Raw genomic sequence first — 25,745 nt, forward strand, 5'->3', positions numbered from 1 at the left:
CTAAAAGAGACTTGTCATGCTTGGACACTAATAGCGCATATCCTATTGTATATGATTAATTGTCGTTTGAGAAGGCAGGGGGATGAAATTAATGGTAAGGCAAACATTTTTAAAAGGGACAATTATACTGATTGCAGCTGGTTTGATTACGAGAGTTCTCGGATTTTTAAATCGGCTCGTAATGGCCAGGTTTATTGGTGAGGAGGGTGTTGGGTTGTTTATGATGGCTGCCCCGACGTTATTTTTGGCAGCCACCATTACGCAATTCGGACTTCCTGTCGCCATTAGCAAAATGGTAGCTGAATCAGAAGCAAAAGGCGATCATAAAAAAACACGAAATATATTGGTAATTTCACTAAGTGTGACTGGAATATTAAGTCTTATATTCACACCTTTGCTTTTGTTTTTTGCCCCCCTTATGGCTGAAACCTTATTCACAGACCGAAGGACACTTTATCCACTGCTCGCTGTCACCCCTGTTGTCCCGATTATTGCGATTTCCGCTGTTCTCAGAGGCTATTTTCAAGGGAAACAGAATATGAGCCCACTTGCCATCTCCCAAGTCCTTGAACAAATCGTGAGAATATCGCTCGTTGCGGTTTGTACGGCAGCGTTTCTCCCGTATGGCATTGAATACGCCGCCGCAGGAGCGATGATATCGGCTGTTTTAGGAGAGTTCGTATCACTTGGCTATTTGCTGATTGCTTTTAAGTGGAATCAAACAATCCGGGTACGAAAAAAATTTTTCAAAACAGTAATAGAAGCAAGAGGTTCTTTAAAGCCGTTGATGTCTATCGCTGTTCCGACAACAGGGAGCAGATTTATCGGGAACTTATCGTGGTTTTTTGAGCCGATTGTCGTAGCACAAAGCCTCGCCCTCGCAGGAGTTGCCACTGCAAGCGCCACCGCACAGTACGGTGAGCTTGCGGGTTATGCTTTGCCCCTGCTCGCGCTTCCTAGCTTTATTACGTATTCTCTTTCAACAGCTTTAGTTCCGGCAATCAGTGAAGGTATGGCACAAAAAAAACTTCAAGTGGTTGATTACCGTCTGAGCCAAGCATTCCGGCTATGCTTATTAAGCGGGGGATTGTCCGTTATTATTCTGTTTTGCTTTGCTGAACCCTTGCTTACAATTATGTACGGATCGGATCGCGCCGCCATATATGTCAAAGTAATGGCACCTTTTTTTCTCCTATACTATTTTCAAGGTCCTCTTCAGGCTGTCTTGCAAGCTCTCAACCTGGCAGGAGCCGCAATGATCAACAGCCTTATAGGAGCTTTCGTCAAAACCGGACTCATATTTGTCCTCGCTGCCCGGCCGTCACTGGGAATTATGGGCGCCGCACTTGCCATTGTAATCGGCATGACTCTTGTTACATTTTTGCATATTGCAACCGTATTTAAAGTACTTCCAATCAGCATAAATGTGAAAGAATATGTACTATGTTTTTTCACGATTGCTCTTACGGGAGTGTCAGCCAAGTTGATGATGGAACGATTGCACCCGTTTTCGTCTCCCACAGAAAACTTATTGCTTTGGATCATCCTGACAACGTTCATTTACTTTGTTTTCTTGCTGCTGTTTCAACTCGTAAAAAAAGAAGAGCTAAAACGCATCCCTATGATTGGAAGATGGGTATCCTGATACTCCCACAGCTAAAGCAGTGGGGTTCTGATTCCATTGCCTTTCATATAACCTATCTTCCATCTTTTTCGTCAATGTATAACTCCCCGCCTTGATAGCTGCAAAAAGAAATCTGCGAAGGAGTTGTATACCCTTTTTCCATTAATTTATCTCTCAACCACCCTTCATCTTTGCCAATTTGCTGTAAGTGATTCGTTTGAATAATGCCATCGATCACTAGAGGCACTTCTATTATATTGTTTTCTCCGTCTTTCCCTTTTTTTAAAACCGTTAGCTTTCCTGACGGTTCCAATATGGCATAGGAAACGTCTGATACCTTTTCGACTTCATTTTCCCTTAATTGAATCATTAAATCATCAAAATTATACCGCTGCTTTCTCATCGCATGCTCGTCGATTTCACCTCGATCAATGATGATCGTTGGCTTGCCATCCAATACTTGCCGTAGCTTTTGGCTTTTCAGAGATAAATAAGCAAGTGAAATCTGTATTGCCATTAAAAGGACAATAGGTACAATGGTTTGTAGTATATTAGCTTTTAGATCCTCAATTCCTAATACAGCAATTTCTGCGATCATTATAAATACGACTAAATCTAATATGCTTAATTCACCTATTTCTCTTTTGCCCATCAAACGAAAAACAATCAATATGACAATATATAGCAATACCGTCCGAAAGGCTACCAACAAAATCTCATGCATACTTGTCTAGTCCTCCCCGTCATGCTCGTCCCCTTAGATTACTCATTTTCTTGAATTTTTATGTGAAGTCCATGAAAACTTCTTCTATTTAAGGTGGACAAAGAATACATATGGAAAGAAGGACAACATTTATATCAACGCCTGACAAGTACGGGTTAAGGAGTGAAAAAAATGACAGAAACTAAGCAGGTGGGAAGAGGGATTGTTTACGGCCTCATCACCATTTTTGCGCTCATGTTGATTTCAAGCCTCATTCTATCTTTGTTGCTAACCTTTACGTCTTTGAGAGAGCCGTCCATGAATTGGATCGTCACCGCTCTTTCTTTTATTACTATATTTATCGGGGGCATTGTTTCAGCAGGGAAAGCAAAGGAACGAGGATGGCTCATAGGGGCAATCACTGCTATTTCCTATACGTTAATTCTTTTGCTTTTTCAATATTTAGGGTTTGGAAAAGGAATTTCGTTAGAGCAAGGCTATTACCATGCCGGATTTCTTTTGACTTGTATGCTCGGAGGGATTTTCGGAGTCAATTTATTTGGCAGCCGATCCAAATAATTATAGTAACCAAGCTATTACTTGCAGGGCAGCTTATTCGCATTAAAAAAGGAGAGCACGCATGCTCTCCTTTTTAGCTATAGCTATGTATCCGAAACTCCCGCGGTTATTCAGCAGGAGCTTCCTTGATAGCGCGTCGGTCAAATGTAAGGCGTGTATTTTCATTCACTTTAATGACAACCTTGCTCTCATCAAGTGAATCAACGACGCCGTGCAAACCTCCAATAGTTACTACTTTATCTCCTTTTTTCAATTCCTCCTGCATTTGTCGTACAGCCTTCTGCTGTTTTTGCTGAGGACGAATTAAAAGAAAATAAAGAACAGCAAACATAAGGACTATCGGTAGTATTGTTGTTAAGATATTTCCGTCCACGAATTTCACCCCTTTCTAATCTCTATTTTCGCTCATCTTCTACCTCTATTGTTAGAAGCTTTTGGCATTCGGAAGATTAAAGCCGTAGCTTTCGAAAAATTCTCCTCGGAAATCCTGTAAGCGATCTTGGCGTATGGCTTCTCGAACCTGCCCCATTAATTCTAACAGAAAATGCAGATTATGATAAGAAGTTAATCGTATTCCAAACGTTTCGTTGCAGCGAAGCAAATGGCGGACATATGCTCTAGAATAATTTCTGCAAGTATAGCAGCCGCATTCTTCGTCAATCGGGCGAAAATCCCGTTCATACTTGGCGTTTTTCACGACCAAACGCCCTTTGCTCGTCATTAAGGTTCCATTTCTGGCAATCCGTGTCGGCAGTACACAATCAAACATGTCTACGCCGCGGATCGCACCGTCAATCAGGGAATCAGGAGATCCTACTCCCATGAGGTAGCGCGGCTTATGATCTGGAAGAAGCGGAACAGTAAAATCAAGCACCCTGTTCATGACATCCTTCGGTTCGCCAACAGAGAGCCCGCCTATGGCATATCCAGGAAAGTCTAAAGAAATTAAATCACTAGCACTTTGCTTTCTGAGATCTTCATACTCTCCGCCTTGAACAATCCCAAATAATCCTTGCTCATCAGGCCTTTGATGAGCAGCGAGGCACCTTTCTGCCCAACGGCTCGTTCGTTCTACCGATCTTTTCATATATTTGTGCTCAGCAGGATACGGAGGGCATTCATCAAATGCCATCATTATATCGGAACCAAGCGCATTTTGAATGTCCATTGCTTTCTCAGGTGATAAAAAGAGCTTGTCTCCGTTTAAATGATTTCTAAAATGGACACCTTCTTCTTCGATTTTCCGGAATTCGCTCAGAGAAAAAACCTGAAATCCGCCTGAATCCGTAAGAATCGCCCTGTCCCAGTTCATAAACTTGTGAAGGCCGCCTGCTTCTTTTACGATGTCATGGCCTGGACGTAACCATAAATGGTACGTGTTGCTTAAAATGATGCCTGCTCCCATTTCTTTCAAATCTTCAGGAGCCATGGTTTTTACAGTGGCAAGCGTTCCAACCGGCATAAATGCAGGCGTATCAAATGATCCATGGGGAGTATGGACCTTTCCGAGCCTGGCACCGGTTTGTTTGCATGTTTTTATCAATTCATAACGTATGGGCAGCGTCAATTTGGCGTGCCTCCTTCTATCTTATTTAATCAGCATTGCATCTCCAAAGCTAAAGAAACGATATTCATTTCGAACTGCTTCTTCGTACGCATGCAAGATGTTTTCTCTAGTTGCTAATGCACTTACCAACATGATCAATGAAGATTTTGGCAAATGGAAATTTGTAATCATAGCATCGATTGCCTGAAAAGTATAACCGGGATAAATGAAAATAGATGTCCACCCACTGGATGCCTCAAATCGGCCATCATAGTTTTGGGCGATCGTTTCCATTGTCCGTGTAGAGGTCGTCCCTACTGCAACGATCCGCCCCCCCTCTTTTTTCACGCGATTTAAGAGTTCTGCGGTTTCTGTATTCATTTCGTAAAATTCTGCGTGCATTTCGTGCGCTTCAATGTCATCTGCATTGACAGGCCTAAACGTTCCTAAACCGACGTGAAGCGTAATATACGCAACGTAAACTCCCTTTTCTTCCAGATCTGTTAAAATTTCTTCAGTAAAATGCAGGCCTGCAGTCGGTGCGGCTGCGGAACCAGCTTCCTTTGAATAAACGGTCTGATACCGTTCCTTATCGCCAAGCTGCTCTTTAATGTATGGCGGAAGCGGCATTTCCCCAAGTGATTCCAGCACCTCATAAAAAATCCCTTGATAGCTGAATCGCAAAATCCTTCCGCCGTGATCCTTTTCACCGATACATTCAGCCGTCAATCTTCCGTCACCGAAGGATAATTTCGTTCCTATTTTCACCCGCCTTGCCGGCTTAGCCAGCGTTTCCCACGTATCATTTTCTTCCTGTTTTAATAGAAGAACTTCAACATTTCCGCCTGTTTCCGGCTTATGCCCATGCAGTCTTGCTGGAAGCACCCTTGTGTTATTTAATACGAGACAATCCCCCGGCTTAAAGAAGCTTGTGATTTCTTTAAATGCAGAGTGAGTGATTTCTCCTGTTTTTTTATCAAGGACCATCAATCGTGAAGCGTCCCTTTCTTGCAGGGGCACTTGTGCGATTAAATGCTCCGGAAGGTCAAAATCAAATAAATTTACTTTCATACGTCCACCTTATTCTTTATTTAAATCTGCCGAAAATCGAAAAGATAATCGTTAAGAGAATACTAATCACTATACAGGTGACAACTGGAAAAAAGAAGGTGAAATTCCCCCGTTTCACCAAAATATCTCCGGGAAGCTTGCCAATGAATTGCATAAAAAAACCGATAGCCAAAAGAACTGCACCAAGAATCATTAAAATCTTAGGAAATTCAGTCATACTTAGGGACCTCCATTTGAAAATGCTCATACACAAGCGGAGTAATCACCCGTCCCCGGGGAGTTCGCTGAATAAACCCTATCTGCAGCAAATATGGCTCGTATACATCTTCAATCGTATGCGATTCTTCACCGATTGTTGCAGAAATGGTATCAATGCCAACCGGTCCGCCTCTAAATTTTTCAATCATCGCTAATAGAAGCTTATGGTCTACATCATCTAGTCCGAGCCTGTCTACCTGAAGCCGTTCTAAGGCATCTTTGGCAATTTCTTCGCTAATGCAGCTGTTTCCCAGCACCTGGGCAAAATCCCGCACTCTTTTAAGCAAACGATTTGCGATTCGCGGGGTTCCTCTTGATCTTCTGGCAATTTCAAAAGCTGCTGATTTCTCAATCGTAATTTCAAACAAATCAGAAGTTCTCATGACTATATCGGAAAGATCTCCCTGATTATAATACTCAAGCCGCGATAAAACACCAAATCTGTCTCGCAAAGGAGCTGTTAATAACCCCACCCTCGTCGTTGCACCGACAAGAGTGAACGGGGGAAGATCCAATCTTACAGATCTGGCAGACGGGCCCTTTCCTATGACAATATCGAGACAAAAATCTTCCATTGCGGGATACAGCACCTCTTCGATTGAACGATGGAGGCGGTGAATTTCATCAATAAACAGAACATCCCCAGGCTCAAGAGCTGTTAGAATCGCTGCTAAATCTCCCGGCCTTTCGATTGCAGGTCCTGAAGTTGTCCGAATTTCGACGCCCATTTCATTGGCGACAATCGCAGCTAGCGTCGTCTTTCCCAATCCGGGCGGACCGTAGAGAAGGACGTGATCGAGCGCTTCTTCACGCATCTTTGCTGCATCAATAAAAATACGGAGGTTGTCTTTTACTTTTTCCTGACCTATGTATTGATTAAGATTACGGGGTCTTAAGCTTTGTTCAAAAACGGATTCATGGCTGTCTGCTTCACTTGATACTAGACGTTCATCCATGATATCACCCTATTTCAATAGTTTTTTTAGCGCTATTTTAACGTACTGATCGGTGCTCAATGCGGCTTCTTCCTTTAAATGAGGGAGAACTTTATGAATCTCTCGATCTGCATATCCGAGTACCCTCAGCGCCTCCAAAGCTTCATCTATGGAAGCTTCACTCTGAGCTTGCTTCTCGTGCTCCTCATGGGTAAACAAATCAGTTGATATAGCAGGAGCAACGTCTGACAGCTTCCCTTTTAAATCAAGAATGATTTGTCTGGCTGTTTTTTTTCCGACTCCGGGAAACTTGACTAAAAATGCTTCATCTTCATTTTCAATTGCTGAAACAACCGCGTCCGGATCCCCGCTTGCCAGGATTGCTAATGCTCCTTTTGGTCCAATTCCTGTGACATTCAAAAGCTTGGTAAAAAGAATTTTCTCTTCCCTCATTTGAAAGCCGTACAGGGCAAATACATCCTCACGGACATGGTGGTACGTATAAATCGTGACCTGCATTTCCTTCTTATAAATAAACGGATTGGGTGTATAGATTTGATACCCGATTCCGCCGTTATCAATCACAACATACTGCGGCGATACAAAATCAATTGTACCTCTGACAAATTCAATCACTCGTTCATTCACCTCTTTGACTGTTCTCCATTGTACCATAAAACCAGTCTAAATGAATGAAAAGTTAACATATGTTCGTAGTTCCATTGAACCTAGCTTGCGTAAAGCTTATACTGATTCATGACCTGCAGAAATTCTTTTTTCGAACGAAATGGGATTCCCATTTTCAGCTTATTCTCGATATGGCTTTCCAGTCTTCCAGTGTCCACTTGAAAAAACAGCTGAATCGGTATTTTTACAGAATCTGGACGTCCGTGAAACGTTGATATAATCCCGTCACCAGTCAAGCCAATATAGCCATTCAGTTTGCTTAAAGGGGAAATATCATCGATCTGTTTACGAAAAATAACGAAACCTTCCCGCTGTTCTGCCAATGAATATCCTTCATATTCCGCCCAAAAATCTTCCATTGCCCAAATGGTTTCTTTGTACTTTTCTATGTTGACGTCCCCATCCAAATATACATTCTCCACTTGTACAGTTATCGTTAAAGGCTTTGTTCTGTTTAAAATTTGAGTGTTGCCGGTTGTTGCAAGTCCAGCTTCAGAAAAAAATCCAAAAATGGCTAAGCAAAATATTGCTGCAGCGCATCTTATTACGATCGTTTTCACCATCTACACCTCTTTTATTCTTAACTTACTTGTAGTTTGACCTACAAAAGGATAGAATAATCCTCCTCAGAGCTTTATTTTGTGCATCACAGGTGAGATTCTGATACACTTTAAGTCACAAAAACTGTAGATTGTATGTGTTTTCATAGACATCATGGCTTCGTTCCCACATATACTAGGCAGTGAGACAAGTAAAGTAGGTGAAATGTTTGACGGCCGCAAAAAAACTTTCTTCCTTGGTTGAATACAACACTAAAAAACGAAAAAACAAGCTCGTTTCAATGCCCCCTGAACTCGTATTGGCGGGCAAGGGCAGAAGCGCTTATGTTTTTAAATATAATGAAGCATCTGAAGTAAAAGCTTTGAAAGTATTTTTTCCTGAATATGAGGAAATTGCCAAAAGGGAAGCAAGCATATATCAATTGCTTTCCGGATCGAAGTATTATCCAAAGCTGTATGAATCAGGTCCTTCCTACCTGGTGATTGATTATATTGAAGGGCATACTTTTTTTGAATGCCTCTTAAAAGGGGTGCCGATTAGCGATGAAATGATCAATGAAGTAGACGCAGCTCTTCAAGAAGCAAGAAAAACAGGATTGAACCCTTCTGACATTCACTTGCGAAATTTAATTGTAACGAAAGACAAGGAAATAAAAGTAATTGATGTTGCAAGATTTACGCAAACCAAATCAGATACACAATGGGAGGACTTAAAGAAGGCCTATTACAGTTTGTATAAACACCCGCTATTCCCCAAAAAAATATCAAGAATCTGGCTTGAAATCATTGCTTACCTCTATAAAAAAAAAATGGATTCAGTTTAATAGGAAGAAGAAAAAAAGGATTACGAATGAATAGACAGAGGTTAACCGTTTGGATTATTTCTTTTTTAGCATCCGTTAAATAAAGTGAAACTTCAATCAGTGAGGGTTTCGACTGCTAGTGAAGACGCCCGCACAGGACGCCTGAGCTTTTAGCCTTCGTACATTCGTCCCCCACTGATTGTTAGTTGAACGGGCAGTTATTCCCCACCTAGAATTGCTCGTTTACACTTAAAAACCTTAAGGTGGGGGTCTTACTTGCCGTTAATACGGGATAAAAAAGCAGTGAATTTCCCAACTGAAACTTCACTGCTTTTTTACATGCTGTTTTGTCCCAAGCTTAATTTTCCATATTGTGATACACTTCTTGAACATCATCGTCGTCTTCAAGAACATCGATCAGTTTTTCCACTTTTTCTGAATCTGCTTCATCGACTTCAGTGTAGGTTTGCGGGATCATTGTGATTTCTGCTGAGTCAAGAGAATACTCGTTTTTTTCCAGTGTGTGTTTTACTTGCTCAAATTGCTCCGCCTCGGTATATATTTCAAAGGATTCGTCACTCGTTTCCAGCTCTTCGGCTCCTGCTTCAATCACTTCAAGCATCAATTCATCCTCGTCAACATTAAGCCCTTTTCGTTCAATCGCCAAATATCCTTTCCGTTCAAACATGTAAGCGACACAGCCGCTTTCGCCAAGACTGCCGCCATTCTTATTAAATGCCGTTCGGACATTGGTTGCTGTTCGATTTTTATTGTCAGTTAAGCACTTTACCATAACTGCTACACCTGACGGGCCATAACCCTCGTAGGTTATTTCTTCATAGCTGTTATTGTCCTTACTTCCATCGGCTTTTTTGATCGCTCTTTCTATATTGTCATTCGGCATATTAGACTGTTTTGCTTTATCTATCACTAAGCGAAGGCTTGCATTGGACTCCGGATCTGTACCGGCTGTTTTTGCCGCAACATAAATTTCCTTGGCAAGCTTCATAAAGATTTTCCCACGCTTGCTATCTTGAGCATTTTTTCGCTTCTGAATATTCTTCCACTTGGAATGCCCAGCCATAAGTACTCAACTCCTTTAATCTAATTGCTGTACAATGATAACATATGTAATGAATTTCATCGTCAATTTTGATAAAGGTAAGTGGTTCATCATTATTTCCTCGGGTATCTTAATTGGATAACTAGAGAGAAGATAATCATTTGAAGGAAAGGTAGAGATTGGACTGGGACCAAATCTTTTTGTTTTGATTAAACTTTTAATAACCGGTGTAAACGTTATGAAAACTGCCTATTAAAGGCAGTTTTCATGTTTTATCGCGAGCTGGCGTTGTCGCCATTGATGTTTCGCATTCTTGTAAAGGTACCAGGGTCATTGTTGATTTGAACGGTTCGATTATCAGCATATTTGCTAACGATTTGCTCGATTTGGTTTTTTCTTGCTTGTGTTAATGCTTCATCGGTACGGACAGACACAAAAATCGTTGCATCAGTTACCAAGACTGCTGCGTTGTCAATATTGTTCTTCCGGTTGAGCTCATCCGTTATTTTACCGGATAGTTCTTTATTTTCTTTTTTTTCGCCACCGTAGCCTGTATTCATTATATGATTATGATAATTCATGTCTCCTCTGCTGTATTCCCCACGATTATCATTCACGCCGATCGGCTGTTCTCTAATATTTCCGGTTCGTTCATCAACATTCCTCGCACCGCCATTTGTCATTCCATCTATCAATTCTGCAAATGGACCCTGATTATCCATACCGTCGCGATTGTTATTGGCGTCATTTGAATAATACCCCACCCGCTGTGTACCATTGTCGTACGCGTTGTTTAAGCCATTGTCTTGGGCTCCGCATGCGCTTAACGTCGTTAGGGAAAAAACGAGGCCTGTCAGCTTGAAAAATTTATGCTCCAAATGAGATCCCTCCGGAAACAATAAATTGTTTGAGCAAACTGCTCAAAAATTAGGTTTCCCGAAGCCGGTATCTTTACCCTTGTCATATACCGGGAAATATACTTTTGTGCTATAGATTATGGGGCAAACCAAACGGTCAACAAAAAAAGGCGACATTTATCGCCCTTTGCTTTTAGCTGTCATCTTCTTCCGGACGGTTAAACATTTCATTGGACTGAGGCTGATACTGTTCCGGTGAAACTCCCGGCTGATTCGGATAGTTCGCTGGTGAGACTCCGTATGGAGCATTTTGAGGTCCTGCCGGCCAGCCAAAATGAGGCTGCACGCCCGGATATCCAAATGGTGGATGTTTAGGACCACATCCGCAATCATCGTCTTCTACTCCGCCAACAAAAGGCTCATTAGGCATATTTTCTCCTGCCGGCATATTTGCTTGTGCTCCCATCACCTGTGGATGGAATCCGCTTCCCGGCAATACAGGTGAAACTGGGTAATAGCAAGGAAAACATGGGACTGGCGGATAAGGGGCTGCAAAAGCTGGTGCCGTAAATTGAGGTGCATGCGGCACATTTGGATAAGCAGCGTTTTCTACGTTTTCATGAGGGATATTATCGTATTCATCATCCTCGTATTCCGGTGACACAAATCCGGGATGCGGTTGATTTGGATCAAAGCCGTACGGAAATACCGGATAGTGAGGATATGGGCATGGCAATCCTGAGCCTGGTAATACCGGGCTTATTGGGACAAAGTGTTGAGGCTGGTACGCACCTGCTACGTTCGGCTGTCCGTGATATGGATTTTCTGATGCACCTGCTACGTTCGGCTGTCCGTGATATGGATTTTCTGATGCACCTGCTACGTTTGGCTGTCCGTGATATGGATTTTCTGATGCGCCTGCTACGTTTGGCTGTCCGTGATACGGATTTTCTGATGCACCTGCTACGTTTGGCTGTCCGTGATACGGATTTTCAAATGCGCCTGCTACGTTTGGCTGTCCGTGATACGGATTTTCAAATGCGCCTGCTACGTTTGGCTGTCCGTGATACGGATTTTCTGATGCGCCTGCTACGTTTGGTTGTCCGTGATACAAGGGATTTTCACCTGCACCGGCCACATTTGGCAATCCGTAATAAATATTATTTTCAGCAGTTCCTGCCACATTAGGAAAATTAGGGAAATTGGGCGTGTTCGGATAATTTGCGTTACTCAAGTTGGCACCCTCACCTTCTGATTTTGTTTCCTTTTTAACAGGTTCATAAGGCTTTTGATGTTGAAAGTTAATGTTGAAATATTGGTTATTCACATCAATCTCAGGAAAAACCGGCTGCTGTTGGACTTTTGGCACTGGCGGTACAAACGGTTTTTCTTCTTTTATTTCAGGGGCAACATCCTCAACATCAACCGTTGTTTTTGGTTTTTCTTTAGAATAAGGATGATCCGCGACCGGCTTTTCTTTTGGCGTTTTTGGTTTTTCTTTTTTAACGGGAACTCCGCTTGAGGGCACTTTAATTTTCATTCCAGGCATGATCAAATCAGGATTGCTGAGTTGAGTATTCATTTTTTTTACTTCTTCAAAATCCGCTCCGTACTTTTTGGCTATTTTCCATAACGTATCGCCTTTTTGGACAATATGAATTTTCAAAGATTTCCCCTCCTATGCAAAACGTTAACGTTAGAAAACAACGATCTCGTTTAATCACATGATCCTTCACATTAATTTATGCTTCGGTACAAGTGATTATGACTAGGAAGGGAAAGTTCGTCATGTTAAGCTCAGCATACGATCTAGTGCACCGAGCGCATGAACTGTAACTTCTTCGGGCACTTTAATAACTCCGACAGGCTCACCTTTTTCTATTTGTTCAAGTGACCATAACAGATGCGGCAAATCGATCCGGTTCATTGTAAGGCATGGACACATATACGGATTCAACGATTCGATTTGTTTGTCTGGATGGCTCTCTATGATGCGCTCTACCAAATTCATTTCAGTCCCGATTGACCATTTTGTTCCCGGCTCCGACTGATTGATGGTGTCTATGATCATTTTGGTTGATCCCGAATAGTCAGCAAGACTGACAACTTCTCTTGTGCATTCCGGATGGACAATAATTTTGATTTCGGGATCTCTTTTTCTTGTTGCTTCAATATGATTTGTTGTGAATTTTTCATGAACCGAACAATGCCCTTTCCAAAGAATTACCTGAAGCCTTTCTGCTTCTCCCTCGTAATCGAGCCGATCCTCGATTGGATCCCACACAGCCATTTCAGTTAATGGAATACCTAAATCAAAAGCAGTATTGCGTCCCAAATGCTGATCCGGCAAAAAGAGAATCCGTTTTTTCTGTGAAAGTGCCCATTTGACAACTTCCTTTGCATTGGAGGATGTTACAGTTGCTCCCCCATGCATACCGACAAAGGCTTTAATTTCTGCTGTTGAATTTACGTAAGTTAACGGAATGATCGTGTCTCCAAAACGATCCGTCAGCTGTTCCCAGCAGCGTTCTGTTTGCTGCATGTTTGCCATATCAGCCATTGAACAGCCTGCTCTCATGTCCGGCAATACGACAGTTTGCTGTTTGGATGTCAGCATATCGGCAGTTTCAGCCATAAAATGAACACCGCAGAAAACAATATATTCTGCTTCTGTATTTTTTTTCGCCATTTGTGCAAGCTGCAGTGAATCTCCAGTAAAATCGGCAAATTGGATCACTTCATTTTTTTGATAATGGTGTCCGGGAATAATCAGCCTATTCCCGAAACGTTTTTTTATCGATTGAACTCGTTCCTCCATTTCTTTCTCTGTCAATGTTTTATAATGGGCAGGCATCATCTTGTCTTCCATTTTGATCAGATCTAATATAGACATTATTTAACCTCCAATTTTGTTGTATGAATAAGGACATCCAAGCTAATATCCAATGCTTTTGCTGAATGGGTTAAATACCCTAATGAAATATAATCCACTCCGGTTCCGCTGTAGGCAGGAAGATTTTCAATTGTAATCCCCCCGGAAGCTTCAAGTATGATTCCCCCAGGAACGAGCTTTGCAAATCGAGCAGTTTTCTCCGGCGGGCAATTATCAAACATAATAACGTCCGCTCCTGCTTCAATTGCTTCATATAATTGATCTTCCGTTTCAATCTCTACTTCTATCTTGACCATATGGCCGGCTGTCTCTTTAATCATCCGAACCGCATTTTTTATCGATCCGCAAGCAGCAATATGGTTATCTTTAATCATGATTCCATCGTATAGGCCGAAGCGATGATTACTCCCGCCTCCCGCTCTCACTGCGAATTTTTCCAAAGCCCTTAGTCCAGGTGTCGTCTTTCTGGTGTCACATATTTGAATCGATGGGTCGTTTAATGCAGCAACTGATTTTCTAGTTATCGTCGTAATTCCTGACATTCGCTGAATGAGATTTAAAATGACCCGTTCTCCCGTTAAAATCATTCGCGCAGGTCCGGTAACTTCCGCTATTACATCTCCTTCAAACAGTGGCTCTCCATCACTGAGAAAACAATTTACTTCAACTTCCTCACTTAACACTTCATAGCCCGCCTTCAATACAGCTGCACCTGAAAAATAACCATTTTCTTTAGCTATCAGCTGTGCCCGGCAAGTATGATCCTCTCGAAAAACTAGATCGGCTGTTAGATCACCGTGGCCAATATCCTCAGAAAAAAAGGATTCCATCATTTTTTTCACTTGAAAATGCTGCATGCTGCCTCTTCTCCTTCTCTTTGTTCTGTGAACAATTTTCCCTTCTCATGGATGATTTTTTTTCCAGCCCAGTCCGGATCAGTTTGTTTGTAGTCTTCTCTGAAATGTGCTCCTCTGCTTTCCTCTCTAGCAAGGGCGGAAGCTGTGATTCGTTTCGCAGTTTCGTACAAGTGAAAGGTTTCAAGTTCATCATTTGTGATATTTTTCACATGAATGGGCTTTGTCGACATGCCGTCTAACCATTTTGCCGCGACTTCCAATTCATGTTTGGATCGGACAATCCCGACGAATGCTGTCATGATTTCTTTTAACCGGGGGATATCGAGCTGAGGTACGTCAAATATGATATCCTTTCTTTCCGGAACTGATGGAGCTGTGCTGAAATCATTCGAAATTTTTTCCGCTGCGCGTTTTCCAAATACCAGCCCTTCCAATAATGAATTGCTCGCGAGCCGGTTCGCTCCGTGAAGGCCGGTGCAAGACACCTCACCTATAGCAAACAGCCTTTTGATATTCGTTTCTCCCCAACGGTTTACTTCCACTCCGCCCATTAAAAAGTGCATGCCGGGTGAAACCGGAATCTTACCCTCTTTTATTGATACTCCAGCTTTCTCACAAAGCCGCGAAATAGTCGGGAACCGATCGGAAAAATGGGGAATCCCTCGAATATCTAAAAATATTTGATGGCCTTTCTGCTGCTCTTTAAAAAGTTGTCTTGCTACGATATCTCTAGAAGCAAGATCTCTCTGTGGATGAACCCCATTCATAATTTCTCGTCCTGATTCATCAACTAATTGAGCGCCTTCCCCTCTGACAGCTTCAGAAATAAGCCCGAAGCATTTCCCTGTTTTGACCAGCATGGTCGGATGAAATTGAAGAAATTCCATGTCAGTCAGCCTGGCTCCGGCTCTATAGGCAAGGGACAGTCCGTCTCCGGTCACTGTCGGTTGATTTGAGTGAAAGGTGTAAAGATTTCCGCAACCGCCAGTCGCTAACACGACATGGTCTGCTTTTCTAAATATAATCTTCCCATCCTTTTGTTTTGTCACAACGCCTGCACATTCACCTTCACTCACTACAAGCTCGACAGCCGTTTCATGTTCGGCGATTTCAAGATCAGGGTGATTGAACAGGAAGTGACGGATGAGAACCTCTCCGGTAGCATCTGAACCTGCATGAACGATCCTGTTTTGCGAATGGGCTCCCTCCTTGCCAAGATCAATTGTGCCATGCACATCTCTGTCAAATGGAAATCCGCTCGTGATCATTTTTTGGATGATGTCTTTTCCTTCTTCTATAGCCTCTTTTACGACAATTTCATCGTTATGCCCCGCTCCAGCAACTAACGTATCATTTATATGACTTCGTGTAGAATCTTCTCTGTCTATCGCAGCAGCAATCCCCCCTTGTGCAAGAATCGAATTGCTGTCATGTGTATTTTGTTTTGTAATCAAAAGGAGTTTATGAGTAGGCGGCATCGTAGCAGCACAAGATAAAGCGGCTATCCCGGACCCTATGAGAATCGTAGTAGGTTTTGACATTTCGGCCTCCTGTGTTTACAGTTGTCTTGACACTTATATTTACACATCTATACAATAAACTCAAGTCTTTTTTACGAAAACGGAGGAATGATCATGATTTATCTTGACTACGCAGCCACTACTCCGATGTGTGAGCCGGCTCTTACCGCCTTGCAAAAACTAAGCTCCGACATTTACGCAAATTCGAGAAGCCTTCACGATGGCGGTGAGATGGCGAATAGAATTCTTGACTACAGCAGGGAACAGCTTGCTCATTCTATCGGCGGGCAAGCTAACGGCTTGTATTTTACAAGTGGGGGATCTGAATCAAACTGGCTTGCCATTTATTCTCTTTTATTAGGCCTGCCAAAAGGCAAGCGCCATTTTGTCACTACGACCGTTGAACACCCATCCATCATAAGCACTGCAGAATATGTAAAACAAATTGGCTTTGAAGTTTCTTTTGTTGCGCCTGACAAAAACGGCTTAATTACAAGCGAAGCTCTCCTGAATAAACTTCGGCCCGATACAGGACTTGTTTCCATTCAGCATGCCAACAGTGAGACCGGAGTAATCCAGCCACTTGCGGAGCTGTCCTGTGAATTAAAGGAAAGAGGAATTCTCCTTCACACCGATGCTGTTCAAACCTTTGGAAAACTGCCGATAAACATCCTTCAGCTTGGAGTGGATGCCATTTCATTTGCGAGCCACAAAATTTACGGACCTAAAGGAATTGGAGCCGTTTATATCAGGCCCGACGTATTTTGGAAACCTGTCTTTCCCCATACGTCCCATGAGAAAGGCTTTCGGCCCGGCACCGTAAATGTTCCCGGCGCTGGAGCTTTTGCGGCAGCTGCAGAATGGATCATCAAAAGACAGGATCAACAGTCACAAAAATACGAGCATCTTCGTAAAAGATTAGTCTGTGATGTAAAAGAACAAAAGCTTTCATTACAGCCCGCTCTTTCAAATTCGACGGCGAAGATCCTTCCTCACATTTTCGGTTGTTTTTTTCCTCCTTATGAAGGACAATATGTTATGTTAGAAAGTAATCGCAAAGGAATTTGCCTATCTACCGGAACAGCTTGCTCAGCAGAAAAACAGGAGCCATCACAAGCACTCACCTCGCTGGGCTATTCTAAAGAGAAGGCCCGGCAATTCATTCGCATATCTTTCGGTTATGAGACTACAGATGCAGACATCGCATCTTTACTTCAAGTATTGAAACAATTACAAAAAAATAAGAAAGGGGCTGCTGCGATTGCAAGAAGGAGTTAAATTATCGGGAGAACAAAGGAGAGAACAGATTCTTGACTGGCTAAAAGAAGCTTCTGCTCCAATTACCGGAACGGAACTCGCAAAAAAAGCTTGCGTCTCAAGACAGATCATCGTCCAGGACATCTCCTTGCTTAAAGCAAAAAATGAACCAATTGTTGCGACGAGCCAAGGTTACATGTATCTTCACTCTACAGCAAGGGTAAAGAAAACGTACGAAAAAAAAATTGCCTGCAGCCATTTGCCGGAGGAAACCGAAATTGAATTAGATATGATCGTTGATTTTGGCGTAACAGTTAAGGATGTAATTATTGAGCATCCTGTTTATGGAGATTTAACTGCAGCGATACATGTAAGCACAAGAAAAGAAGTCGGTGATTTTATAAAAAAAGTGGAGTCGACAAATGCTTCATATTTGTTGGAATTAACAGGCGGCATTCACATTCACACCATTGTATCTGACGACGAAAGCAAATTAAACGAAGTAGAAAACGCCCTATACAAGGCTGGGATTCTTGTAAAAGATTAAAGAAAACCTCCAAGCATTTGCTTGGAGGTTTTTTACAGCAGATAGGAGCTGTACGATCCCAAAAGCTTGACACCGCAGCCGAGCGCCTCAATTTCAGCGATAGCTCCAGGGATTAATACATCATCAAGCTTCATCTCAATGTCTATTATGAAAAAATAGTCCCAAACACCGGCTTTTGTTGGCCGGGATTCTATTTTTGACAGGTTGATTTGTCTCCATGCAAAGGCGGACAAAACTTGATGCAACGCACCTGTTCTGTCATTTGGAAGAGTTACCATTAATGTTGTTTTATCCACTGACGATTGATTCTTTACTGGTAAGGCAGCATCCTGATTTGGCCGCTGCAAAATTGCAAATCGGGTATAGTTATTGTCATAGTCGTGGATATCTTCTTTTACGATTTCAAGCTGGTAGATCTTCGCAGCCATTTCATTCGCAATCACTCCCATATTGCATTCCGGATGTTCACTAACAAACTTTGCTGCCGCTCCCGTTGACGTTGTATAATCAAACGGTGTTGTTTTAAAGTATTGGCGTAAAAATCGATGGCATTGTGCTATCGCATGAGGGTGCGACTCAATTTTTTCAATGTTTTGCCAAGTATCTTTCCTGCTGGGATGAACCAGCAAATGCTGCCGAATCGGAGAGACAATTTCTCCAACGATTTGCAAAGGCTGTTCATGAATTAAATAATCAATGGTCAGATTGACGGATCCCTCAATGGCATTTTCCAACGGGACAACAGCCAGGTCAACTTCTCTATTCATAGCTGCGTCCATGCATTCCGGGATCGTTATGTATGGTTTTGCTGTAATTTCGTTACGAAAACATGAAGTAACCGCAAGGTGTGTAAAGGTTGCTTCTGGCCCCAAATAAGCGACGTTCATGTGCATGATATATGTTCTCTCTCCTTAAGCGCCTGATCCTAATATTTCAATTCTCTCTATAAAATCCATTTTTTTCAGCTTTGCCATTAAAGAATGAATATCTTCATCCATTCCAGCGGTGCTGACCGACAGTGTAACATTGGCCCTTCCTTGCAAAGGAATCGTCTGGTGAATCGACAATACGTTGCAGCCCGATTGTGCCACGACGGACAAGAGCCGTGACAACGTTCCCGAGCGGTCTTCCAGATGGAAAAAAAGAGTAATGATTTGTTCCTTTACCATTGTATAAAACGGAAAAACAGCGTCGCGATATTTATAGTAAGCGCTTCTGCTTAAATCGACCTGCTTTACCGCTTCTGCAACAGATTCTGCTTTTTTGCGCTCGATCAAGTTTTTGACTTCAAGCGTTTTTCTCATTGCATCAGGCAAAACGTCTTCTCGGACCAAATAAAATGTCTCTTCTTTCACAAGCACTACTCTCCTTTAAAATCGAAAGAGCAGGCTAGTCCGCTCTTTCGATCCATCCATCAATCAATAAATTCAAATTCAAAGTCAAGCAGCCTGATCGTATCTCCGTCCTTTGCTCCCCGTTCTCTGAGTGCATCGTCGACTCCCATGCCGCGCAGCTGCCTTGAAAAACGTTTAACAGATTCATCTCTTGAAAAGTCTGTCATTTTAAACAGCCTTTCCAGCTGCTGTCCGGTAATGACAAATGTTCCATCGGAATCGCGAGTAATGAAAAATGGCTGTTCTTCATCCTCCATTTTGTAAAGAACGCGATTTTCAGTAAGCTCTTCTTCGTCATAAAGTGGAAACTCAGGAGTTGTCTCCAACTGGTTGGCAATCTCAAACAGTAATTCACGCAGTCCTTGTCTAGTAAGAGCACTGACAGGATAAATCGGATAATCATCTCCGACTTTCTCTTTAAAGCTTTCCAGATGATCCGCTGCCTCCTGCATATCCATTTTATTGGCGACAATGATTTGGGGACGTTCAAGCAAGCGAAGATTGTACTGTTTAAGCTCCTCGTTGATCGTACGATAATCCTCATATGGATCTCTTCCCTCAAGTCCGGACATATCAATTACATGCACAAGAACCCTTGTTCGTTCAATGTGCCGCAAAAATTGATGTCCCAGCCCGACACCTTCGTGTGCACCTTCAATTAAGCCAGGAAGATCGGCCATGACAAAGCTGCGGCCATCATCTGTTTCGACTACACCGATATTTGGCGACAACGTCGTAAAGTGGTAATCAGCAATTTTCGGCTTCGCTGCAGATACGACCGATAATAACGTCGACTTCCCGACGCTTGGAAAGCCGACAAGCCCCACGTCCGCGAGAAGCTTTAGTTCAAGAATGATTTGTCTCTCTTTTCCGGGTTCGCCATTTTCAGAAAGCTGAGGAGCGGGATTTGCCGGCGTAGCAAATCTTGTATTGCCTCTTCCTCCTCTTCCGCCTTTTGCAATTATGGCTTTTTGTCCGTGCTCGGTAAGATCGGCGATGACCTGATTTGTATCTTCATCTGTCACAACCGTACCCGGCGGAACTTTAACTACTAAATCGTCAGCATTTTTTCCATGCTGATTTTTTGACATTCCGTGTTCCCCGCGGTCCGCTTTAAAATGCTTATTGTAACGGAAATCCATCAGAGTTCTGAGTCCTTCATCGACAACGAAAACGACGTTGCCTCCCTTTCCCCCGTCTCCGCCGGCAGGACCTCCTTTAGGAACATATTTCTCACGGCGGTAAGCAACCATTCCGTTGCCCCCATCGCCGCCTTTCACATACACTTTGACCTGATCTACAAACATAATTTCCTCCGTTCTAAATGAAAAAAATCATTGCAGATATAATTCTGCAAGACACTCTTTATCCGATATTTTGAATCGATTGATATGATAAAAGCTTCTGTCAGCAGTATGGATATTATCAAAGACTTCTTTGTTCTGCAGCAAGCCATGAAAATCAAAATATAGAATGAGTACATCGTCAGGAGAATCTGTTTGCAGGGTCAAAGTCAAATGATTCTCACTTTCCTTCGACACAGCCTGTTCAAAAAGATGTAATAACTTTCGAACCACGTAAACAAGCTTGTCATCAAAATAAGACAAATCCTTGACGCTTCCCAATATTTCGTATTCAAGTGTAATATACTTTGATTTCCAATTGAACGTAACCAAATCATAGGCAAGATGGGGAACCTTCATGCTGGAAAGCTTTGATTCATGCTGCGCCTCTATGGCCATTTCTTCGATAATTTCAAATACTCGTTCATATTTTTGCAAGCTTAAATTTCCCTTTATCAGCTGCAATTTATTCATCCAATCGTGTCGGGAATGACCAAGCAAATGAAGAAGTTCCTTTGAAAGCACCGTTTGATCGGTGTGATTTTCTGCTTGATTTGTTAATTCTTTCATGATAGCACTCCCAATCATTTCTTCTCTTTTTAGGAGTTTTGTGAAGTTTCGTACTTTGAATTATAACAGAGAAGACCTGAGAATGAAAACGCGTTTTCTATACAGGAACATTGAATAAAACCGTGATTACGTCTTCTAAACCAACACTTTTCAGCTAAAATTCAAACGATTGATCCCAAAGAAATATTTTTTTGCCTTTACACATTAAAAAAACCCCGATCACATTTGATCGGAGTTTTTTCGATTATTGAGCCGCAGGGTAGACACTCACTTTTTTGCGGTCACGTCCGTAACGTTCGAAGCGAACAGTTCCGTCGATTTTAGCAAAAAGTGTGTCGTCTCCTCCGCGTCCGACGTTTTCACCAGGATAGATTTTTGTGCCGCGCTGGCGGAAAAGAATGGAGCCGCCGCTAACAAATTGTCCATCTGCACGTTTTGCGCCAAGACGCTTGGATTCAGAGTCACGTCCGTTTTTCGTTGAACCTACTCCTTTTTTAGATGCGAAAAATTGAAGATCTAATCTTAACATGAGATTCACCTCCTATATCGTATTTTGCTTGAGTTGCAAGTAGTCTTGATAGTCTCTTTCAATCGTTTCAAGAGATACAATCATTCCTTCAAGCAGCAGCTGTGCTTTTTGAAAGGCACTGTGATCATACTCAGCAGGAAATTCAAAATGCACGTAGCCTCCGTCATCTGACATTTCCAGAACCGGTTTAATATCCGCTACAGCTTCCACCGCATTAATCGCACCGATAACGATCGCCGAAGCTCCCGCACATACAAGATCCTGACCATGCTCAGCAAAATCAGCATGTCCCGATAATGAAAACGAAACAATTTCCCGTGAGTTGCCTGATCTGTTAATCGTTGCCTGAATCATATCAAAAACACGCCTTACGCGTTAATTTTTTCGATTACAACTTTAGTGTATGGCTGACGGTGACCTTGTTTTTTGTGTTGGTTTTTCTTCGGTTTGTATTTAAACACAACAAGTTTTTTCGCACGGCTTTGTTTTTCAACCTTTGCCGTTACAGTTGCGCCTTCAACGAGCGGGCTGCCAACTTTTACATTTTCTCCACCGACAAACAAAACGTTTTCGAAAGTAACGGTTTCTCCAGCTTCAGCAGGAAGTTTTTCGATATAAACCGCTTGGCCTTCTTCAACTTTGATTTGTTTTCCACCTGTTTGAATAATTGCGTACATCAGATGCACCTCCTATTTGACTAAGACTCGCCAGACAAAGGCGGCTTATTGCAAGCTCTTATTACCTCTTCTGAGCGGTTATAGCTTGGTGCTACAAGCATAACATAAAAAATATACCAAAGAGAGCCGTGATTGTCAATCTAATTTGCCTGATTGTTAATAGAGATACATCAATTCCTCCATAGACGTGTTCGTCCGTTTTTCTGCAAAGTAAGCATGGAGCAATTCATTCTCATCCAGCTCGCTTATTGTCCGTCCGTCTTTTTCTATATGAATCGGATGCTTGCAATCCCGCCGGAATTTTGAGAGCACGTCAAGGATTTTATCGTCAGCGCTCACCTTAATCGGAGTCAGCCTCCCCAGCTCTCTTTTTTTCCCGTAATATCGTTCTAATAAAAAGCGAATGTGTGTGAAATGCCTTTTCCGGTATTCATCATAAAGAGAGTATGTCAGAAAGACCAAAAGAATCCAAGCGCTCAGCTGCATAGGAGAAACGGCTGCAAACCAAAGAAGGAGAAGCAAACAAAACAGGGAAGAGGACAGCAAGCTGTACCGGTGAGCCGTTTGATAGGGAAAATACTTTGAAAACAAGATGAATGCTAATTTTCCCCCGTCCAAAGGCCATATTGGCAATAAATTAATGAGCAAAATGGAAAAATTATAAAATGTAAACATGTCATACTGGGATTGATTGATACCGGACATTAAGAAAAAGAGCCATGCGGCCAATTGCAGGAGGACGTGTTGAATCGGCCCTGCTGCTATAACCACAAGCTCCTCCTTTAAGGGACGGTTTCCGTGCTCTTCTGCTTCAAGTAATCCTCCAAACGGCAGCAGCAGGATTCTCTTCACTCGCCACGAAAAAAATAAGGCAGCGATGGAATGGCCGAGCTCATGAATAAAAACGATAAGAAATAAACACAAAAATTGCTGGATGTACCCAGTGACCAGGCAGATTCCCATCACGACCCACAGGCAAGGATGAATATGCAGTTTTGCCAATAACTCCGCCCCTTTATTCAAAGGAAATCACCTGTTTCGGATCGATATAATTTTCTCCTTGCTTTATTGCAAAAAAATAAACTCCTTTATTTTCTTCACTCATATGGATTTTTCCTATTTCGCTTCCTTTGTCAACAAACTGGTACAATGACACATTGATTTCTTCTAGTTCTCCATATGAGCTGTAAGAATTGTCGGCATGCTGTATGACGACAGTCAGCCCCGTCTTCGGATCTTTTGATATATCGATGATATAGCCTTCTTTTATACTTTTAATCTCCTGGGAAGACGTTTCAATTTTGACTCCTTCCCCATTGTCCTTAAAGGTTTCTTGAATTTTTCCGGAGGCCGGTAAATCTCGATTGACTTCAACCGGTTCATTCGTCCCTTCTTTATTGTTCATAAGGAAAGCTAACGGGTTTCCAAAATTAGATTCATACCAGCGGTTAACCGCCGCAAATTGAAATTCTTCAGTAAATGTCGTGCTGAAATACGGCTTCAACCTATCAAATGGTGTATCATCCGACTTGTATGTAATCGCTGCAATAAGGACAAGACAAGCCGAAATCAGACATTTAAATAGAAAAAAATTAGAAAAAAGCGGATGTCTGCTATTCTTCTCACTCAAATCTTCTTGATAGGCGGCAGAACTATCTTGCTTGTCTCCTTCCACTGCCGGCCATTTAGGTGTATCCAGCTTTGTTTTCGTTACGTGATCGTTTTGAGCCTTTCTTTTTTTCAATTCTTTGGCAAATCTTTTGCGAATATCATCCCCTCGATGCTTCATCCTTACCGACCATCCTTTTTCACTTTGTTTGTACAATCTTATTCCTTGTCCAATTTAAATATGCTCACTTTCCATGTTCTAAGGCCAGGCTGAATATAACAAAAAAATCCCTCTGCTTTATAAAGCAGAAGGACTTAAATAAATCTATTAAGCTCTGACACCAAAAAATGATTTCAGTCTTGCGAATACTCCTTTATTCTCTTCTTCAAATGGCTGAAGGGGAACCGATTCGCCGAGTACACGGCGGGCTATATTACGATATGCAATAGATGCGCGGTTTTTCGGATCCATTGCAATCGGCTCGCCATTATGTGATGCCTTAATAACATCATCGTCATCTGCAACAATTCCGATCAAATCAATCGATAAATGCTGGACAACTTCATCAACATCCATTGTATCCCCATTCTTCATCAGCTGGCTGCGAATACGGTTTACGATCAAGCGTGGAGCTTCGATATCCTCCTGTTCCAACAAACCGATGATCCGGTCCGCGTCACGAACTGCTGATTTTTCCGGAGTCGTAACCACAATTGCTTTATCTGCCCCGGAAATCGCATTTTTGTATCCTTGCTCGATTCCTGCTGGACAGTCAATAATTATGTAGTCAAAATCCTGCTTCAATTGCTGGATCAATTCTTTTACCTGCTCAGGAGTTACCGCAGATTTATCACTCGTTTGAGCAGCAGGCAGCAGATACAGCAAACCGTCGAAACGCTTATCTTTTACCAGCGCTTGATGGATTTTGCACCTTCCGGAAGTCACGTCGACAAGATCATAAATGATTCGATTTTCAAGCCCCATAACGACATCTAAATTACGCAGGCCGATATCCGTATCGACAAGGCACACTTTTTTTTCCAGTATGGCTAAAGACGTACCCAAGTTTGCAGAGGTGGTGGTTTTCCCTACTCCGCCTTTCCCAGATGTGATTACAATAGCCTCACCCAATTTTAATTCCTCCTTCAAGCCTCGTTAAATTAGGTCTTAAATGAGCTAATTGTTGAAGGCGTTCAATGACCATCTTTTCATTCTCATCCAAATAAGCGCATTCCATATCATTTTTATCGCCTTCTTGGTAATGATCAGGCGACCGATTTAATATACTGCCGATTCTTAATTGGGTCGGGGTCATGACAGAAGCAGCAATTACTGCCTGCCTGTTGCCATTATAGCCGGCATGGGCAATTCCTTTTAAAGCCCCTAATACGAAAATATTGCCGCCGGCTCTTACCGTTCCACCAGGATTGACATCCCCAATGAGAAGCAAGTCACCTTCCACCTGTAGAATTTGGCCGGAACGGACAATTTTTGCCACTGATATGACTTCAGATTCTTCCAGTATCCGTTCTGCTTCTATTTTACTTATTACATTGCTTTCGATTGAATAAACAGACAGCTCTTCTCTAGCTGCAATGATCTTGCAAATCTGTGCTTTTTGATCTTCATTAATAAAACGGTTCCCAAGCTCCACATGAACATTTATTTTTTGTCCCTTGCTATCCGTATAATATTCGGAAGAGAGCATCTCTTGAAGGCTCTGGAGAAGCTCCTGAAATGAGCAGGAATCGTTCAAATGCAGAGTCAGCCCGTTTTTCGTGCCTTTTATCGTTGCGTATTGTTGTTTCTGAGCCTTCACGATGTTCACCTCAACATCATACTCTTTTCGACATATGATAGAAA

28 protein-coding genes, 2 pseudogenes and 1 other annotated feature are annotated in these 25,745 nt (G+C 42.3%); of the genes and pseudogenes, 5 read left to right on the forward strand and 25 right to left on the reverse strand.

The window, feature by feature from the left end; genetic code table 11:
• Positions 1 to 91 precede the first annotated feature (91 nt).
• On the forward strand, positions 92 to 1,645 hold the full coding sequence (gene spoVB, locus AM592_RS09585) for a stage V sporulation protein B (protein ID WP_053603596.1): 1,554 nt from the start codon (positions 92 to 94) through the stop codon (positions 1,643 to 1,645).
• A 52-nt stretch (positions 1,646 to 1,697) separates the two neighbouring features.
• Here the strand turns inward: spoVB and AM592_RS09590 are convergent, their stop codons facing one another.
• Positions 1,698 to 2,348, reverse strand: coding sequence for a DUF421 domain-containing protein (locus tag AM592_RS09590; protein WP_053603597.1), 651 nt, complete (start codon positions 2,346 to 2,348; stop codon positions 1,698 to 1,700).
• 171 nt (positions 2,349 to 2,519) lie between these two features.
• On the opposite strand from AM592_RS09590, the gene AM592_RS09595 reads away from it, so the two are divergent.
• Positions 2,520 to 2,906, forward strand: a complete 387-nt coding sequence (locus AM592_RS09595; protein ID WP_053603598.1) for a TIGR04086 family membrane protein — start codon at positions 2,520 to 2,522, stop codon at positions 2,904 to 2,906.
• A 106-nt stretch (positions 2,907 to 3,012) separates the two neighbouring features.
• Here AM592_RS09595 and yajC read toward each other — a convergent pair whose 3' ends face one another.
• From yajC to AM592_RS09630, 7 genes are all read right to left on the reverse strand, one after another.
• Entirely contained in the window at positions 3,013 to 3,267 is a 255-nt protein-coding gene (gene yajC / locus AM592_RS09600; protein WP_264080186.1) for a preprotein translocase subunit YajC, read from the reverse strand.
• A 63-nt stretch (positions 3,268 to 3,330) separates the two neighbouring features.
• On the reverse strand, positions 3,331 to 4,473 hold the full coding sequence (gene tgt, locus AM592_RS09605; protein WP_376773341.1) for a tRNA guanosine(34) transglycosylase Tgt: 1,143 nt from the start codon (positions 4,471 to 4,473) through the stop codon (positions 3,331 to 3,333).
• A gap of 21 nt (positions 4,474 to 4,494) precedes the next feature.
• Positions 4,495 to 5,523, reverse strand: coding sequence for a tRNA preQ1(34) S-adenosylmethionine ribosyltransferase-isomerase QueA (gene queA / locus AM592_RS09610; RefSeq protein ID WP_053603599.1), 1,029 nt, complete (start codon positions 5,521 to 5,523; stop codon positions 4,495 to 4,497).
• Between the two features lie 16 nt (positions 5,524 to 5,539).
• The gene (locus AM592_RS09615; RefSeq protein ID WP_053603600.1) at positions 5,540 to 5,740 is read right to left on the reverse strand and encodes a DUF2905 domain-containing protein; all 201 of its coding nucleotides are present in this window, start codon (positions 5,738 to 5,740) and stop codon (positions 5,540 to 5,542) included.
• The gene (gene ruvB / locus AM592_RS09620; protein ID WP_053603601.1) at positions 5,733 to 6,737 is read right to left on the reverse strand and encodes a Holliday junction branch migration DNA helicase RuvB; all 1,005 of its coding nucleotides are present in this window, start codon (positions 6,735 to 6,737) and stop codon (positions 5,733 to 5,735) included. The genes AM592_RS09615 and ruvB overlap by 8 nt, the downstream gene beginning before the upstream one ends.
• 9 nt (positions 6,738 to 6,746) lie before the next feature.
• Entirely contained in the window at positions 6,747 to 7,352 is a 606-nt protein-coding gene (gene ruvA, locus AM592_RS09625; RefSeq protein WP_053603602.1) for a Holliday junction branch migration protein RuvA, read from the reverse strand.
• Between the two features lie 92 nt (positions 7,353 to 7,444).
• On the reverse strand, positions 7,445 to 7,966 hold the full coding sequence (locus tag AM592_RS09630) for an intercompartmental signaling factor BofC (RefSeq protein ID WP_053603603.1): 522 nt from the start codon (positions 7,964 to 7,966) through the stop codon (positions 7,445 to 7,447).
• A 206-nt stretch (positions 7,967 to 8,172) separates the two neighbouring features.
• On the opposite strand from AM592_RS09630, the gene AM592_RS09635 reads away from it, so the two are divergent.
• Positions 8,173 to 8,787, forward strand: coding sequence for a serine/threonine protein kinase (locus AM592_RS09635; RefSeq protein ID WP_053603604.1), 615 nt, complete (start codon positions 8,173 to 8,175; stop codon positions 8,785 to 8,787).
• Between the two features lie 337 nt (positions 8,788 to 9,124).
• On the opposite strand, the gene AM592_RS09640 is transcribed toward AM592_RS09635, so the two are convergent.
• From AM592_RS09640 to nadB, 6 genes and pseudogenes are all read right to left on the reverse strand, one after another.
• Positions 9,125 to 9,850 carry a YebC/PmpR family DNA-binding transcriptional regulator gene (locus AM592_RS09640; protein ID WP_053603605.1) on the reverse strand — a complete coding sequence of 242 codons (726 nt, stop codon included), beginning with the start codon at positions 9,848 to 9,850 and terminating at the stop codon, positions 9,125 to 9,127.
• A gap of 251 nt (positions 9,851 to 10,101) precedes the next feature.
• On the reverse strand, positions 10,102 to 10,707 hold the full coding sequence (locus AM592_RS09645; protein WP_053603606.1) for a YhcN/YlaJ family sporulation lipoprotein: 606 nt from the start codon (positions 10,705 to 10,707) through the stop codon (positions 10,102 to 10,104).
• 1,488 nt (positions 10,708 to 12,195) lie between these two features.
• Positions 12,196 to 12,352 (reverse strand): annotated as a pseudogene (gene safA, locus AM592_RS25345) (SafA/ExsA family spore coat assembly protein); the annotation flags it as partial.
• A gap of 120 nt (positions 12,353 to 12,472) precedes the next feature.
• Entirely contained in the window at positions 12,473 to 13,579 is a 1,107-nt protein-coding gene (gene nadA, locus AM592_RS09655; RefSeq protein ID WP_053603608.1) for a quinolinate synthase NadA, read from the reverse strand.
• Positions 13,579 to 14,412, reverse strand: a complete 834-nt coding sequence (gene nadC, locus AM592_RS24355) for a carboxylating nicotinate-nucleotide diphosphorylase (protein ID WP_376773418.1) — start codon at positions 14,410 to 14,412, stop codon at positions 13,579 to 13,581. The genes nadA and nadC overlap by 1 nt, the downstream gene beginning before the upstream one ends.
• A pseudogene (gene nadB / locus AM592_RS09665) lies at positions 14,392 to 15,977 on the reverse strand (L-aspartate oxidase); the annotation flags it as partial. The pseudogene nadB and the gene nadC, both read right to left, overlap by 21 nt.
• Positions 15,978 to 16,070: 93 nt before the next feature.
• Here nadB and AM592_RS09670 point away from each other — a divergent pair.
• Both AM592_RS09670 and AM592_RS09675 read left to right on the forward strand, forming a co-directional pair.
• Positions 16,071 to 17,234 carry an IscS subfamily cysteine desulfurase gene (locus AM592_RS09670; protein WP_053603611.1) on the forward strand — a complete coding sequence of 388 codons (1,164 nt, stop codon included), beginning with the start codon at positions 16,071 to 16,073 and terminating at the stop codon, positions 17,232 to 17,234.
• A complete protein-coding gene (locus AM592_RS09675) occupies positions 17,218 to 17,760 on the forward strand; it encodes a transcription repressor NadR (RefSeq protein ID WP_053603612.1) in 543 nt (180 codons plus the stop codon). The genes AM592_RS09670 and AM592_RS09675 overlap by 17 nt, the downstream gene beginning before the upstream one ends.
• A gap of 32 nt (positions 17,761 to 17,792) precedes the next feature.
• Here AM592_RS09675 and pheA read toward each other — a convergent pair whose 3' ends face one another.
• The 11 genes from pheA to minC all read right to left on the reverse strand — a co-directional run bounded on the left by pheA (position 17,793) and on the right by minC (position 25,701).
• Complete coding sequence (gene pheA, locus AM592_RS09680; protein WP_053606057.1) at positions 17,793 to 18,647, reverse strand: prephenate dehydratase; 855 nt, start codon at positions 18,645 to 18,647, stop codon at positions 17,793 to 17,795.
• A 24-nt stretch (positions 18,648 to 18,671) separates the two neighbouring features.
• Positions 18,672 to 19,115 carry an ACT domain-containing protein gene (locus AM592_RS09685; RefSeq protein WP_053603613.1) on the reverse strand — a complete coding sequence of 148 codons (444 nt, stop codon included), beginning with the start codon at positions 19,113 to 19,115 and terminating at the stop codon, positions 18,672 to 18,674.
• 59 nt (positions 19,116 to 19,174) lie between these two features.
• Positions 19,175 to 20,461, reverse strand: a complete 1,287-nt coding sequence (gene obgE / locus AM592_RS09690) for a GTPase ObgE (RefSeq protein ID WP_053603614.1) — start codon at positions 20,459 to 20,461, stop codon at positions 19,175 to 19,177.
• A gap of 27 nt (positions 20,462 to 20,488) precedes the next feature.
• Positions 20,489 to 21,067 (reverse strand): sporulation initiation phosphotransferase B, encoded by a 579-nt coding sequence (locus tag AM592_RS09695; RefSeq protein WP_053603615.1) that lies wholly within the window; start codon positions 21,065 to 21,067, stop codon positions 20,489 to 20,491.
• Between the two features lie 244 nt (positions 21,068 to 21,311).
• Positions 21,312 to 21,596 carry a 50S ribosomal protein L27 gene (gene rpmA / locus AM592_RS09700; RefSeq protein WP_053603616.1) on the reverse strand — a complete coding sequence of 95 codons (285 nt, stop codon included), beginning with the start codon at positions 21,594 to 21,596 and terminating at the stop codon, positions 21,312 to 21,314.
• Positions 21,597 to 21,608: 12 nt separating this feature from the next.
• Complete coding sequence (locus AM592_RS09705; protein WP_053603617.1) at positions 21,609 to 21,950, reverse strand: ribosomal-processing cysteine protease Prp; 342 nt, start codon at positions 21,948 to 21,950, stop codon at positions 21,609 to 21,611.
• 14 nt (positions 21,951 to 21,964) lie between these two features.
• Positions 21,965 to 22,273, reverse strand: a complete 309-nt coding sequence (rplU, locus tag AM592_RS09710; protein WP_053603618.1) for a 50S ribosomal protein L21 — start codon at positions 22,271 to 22,273, stop codon at positions 21,965 to 21,967.
• Between the two features lie 13 nt (positions 22,274 to 22,286).
• Positions 22,287 to 22,363 (reverse strand) — a sequence feature (ribosomal protein L21 leader region).
• 66 nt (positions 22,364 to 22,429) lie between these two features.
• Positions 22,430 to 23,296 (reverse strand): M50 family metallopeptidase, encoded by an 867-nt coding sequence (locus AM592_RS09715; RefSeq protein WP_053603619.1) that lies wholly within the window; start codon positions 23,294 to 23,296, stop codon positions 22,430 to 22,432.
• Positions 23,289 to 24,062: a M23 family metallopeptidase gene (locus AM592_RS09720; protein WP_053603620.1), complete on the reverse strand. Its 774-nt coding sequence runs from the start codon at positions 24,060 to 24,062 to the stop codon at positions 23,289 to 23,291. Before AM592_RS09720 ends, AM592_RS09715 begins: the two co-directional genes overlap by 8 nt.
• Positions 24,063 to 24,209: 147 nt before the next feature.
• A complete protein-coding gene (gene minD / locus AM592_RS09725) occupies positions 24,210 to 25,013 on the reverse strand; it encodes a septum site-determining protein MinD (protein WP_053603621.1) in 804 nt (267 codons plus the stop codon).
• Complete coding sequence (minC, locus tag AM592_RS09730; RefSeq protein ID WP_053603622.1) at positions 25,006 to 25,701, reverse strand: septum site-determining protein MinC; 696 nt, start codon at positions 25,699 to 25,701, stop codon at positions 25,006 to 25,008. The genes minD and minC overlap by 8 nt, the downstream gene beginning before the upstream one ends.
• Positions 25,702 to 25,745 lie beyond the last annotated feature (44 nt).

The organism is Bacillus gobiensis (assembly GCF_001278705.1).
Classification (GTDB): Bacteria; Bacillota; Bacilli; order Bacillales; family Bacillaceae; genus Bacillus; species Bacillus gobiensis.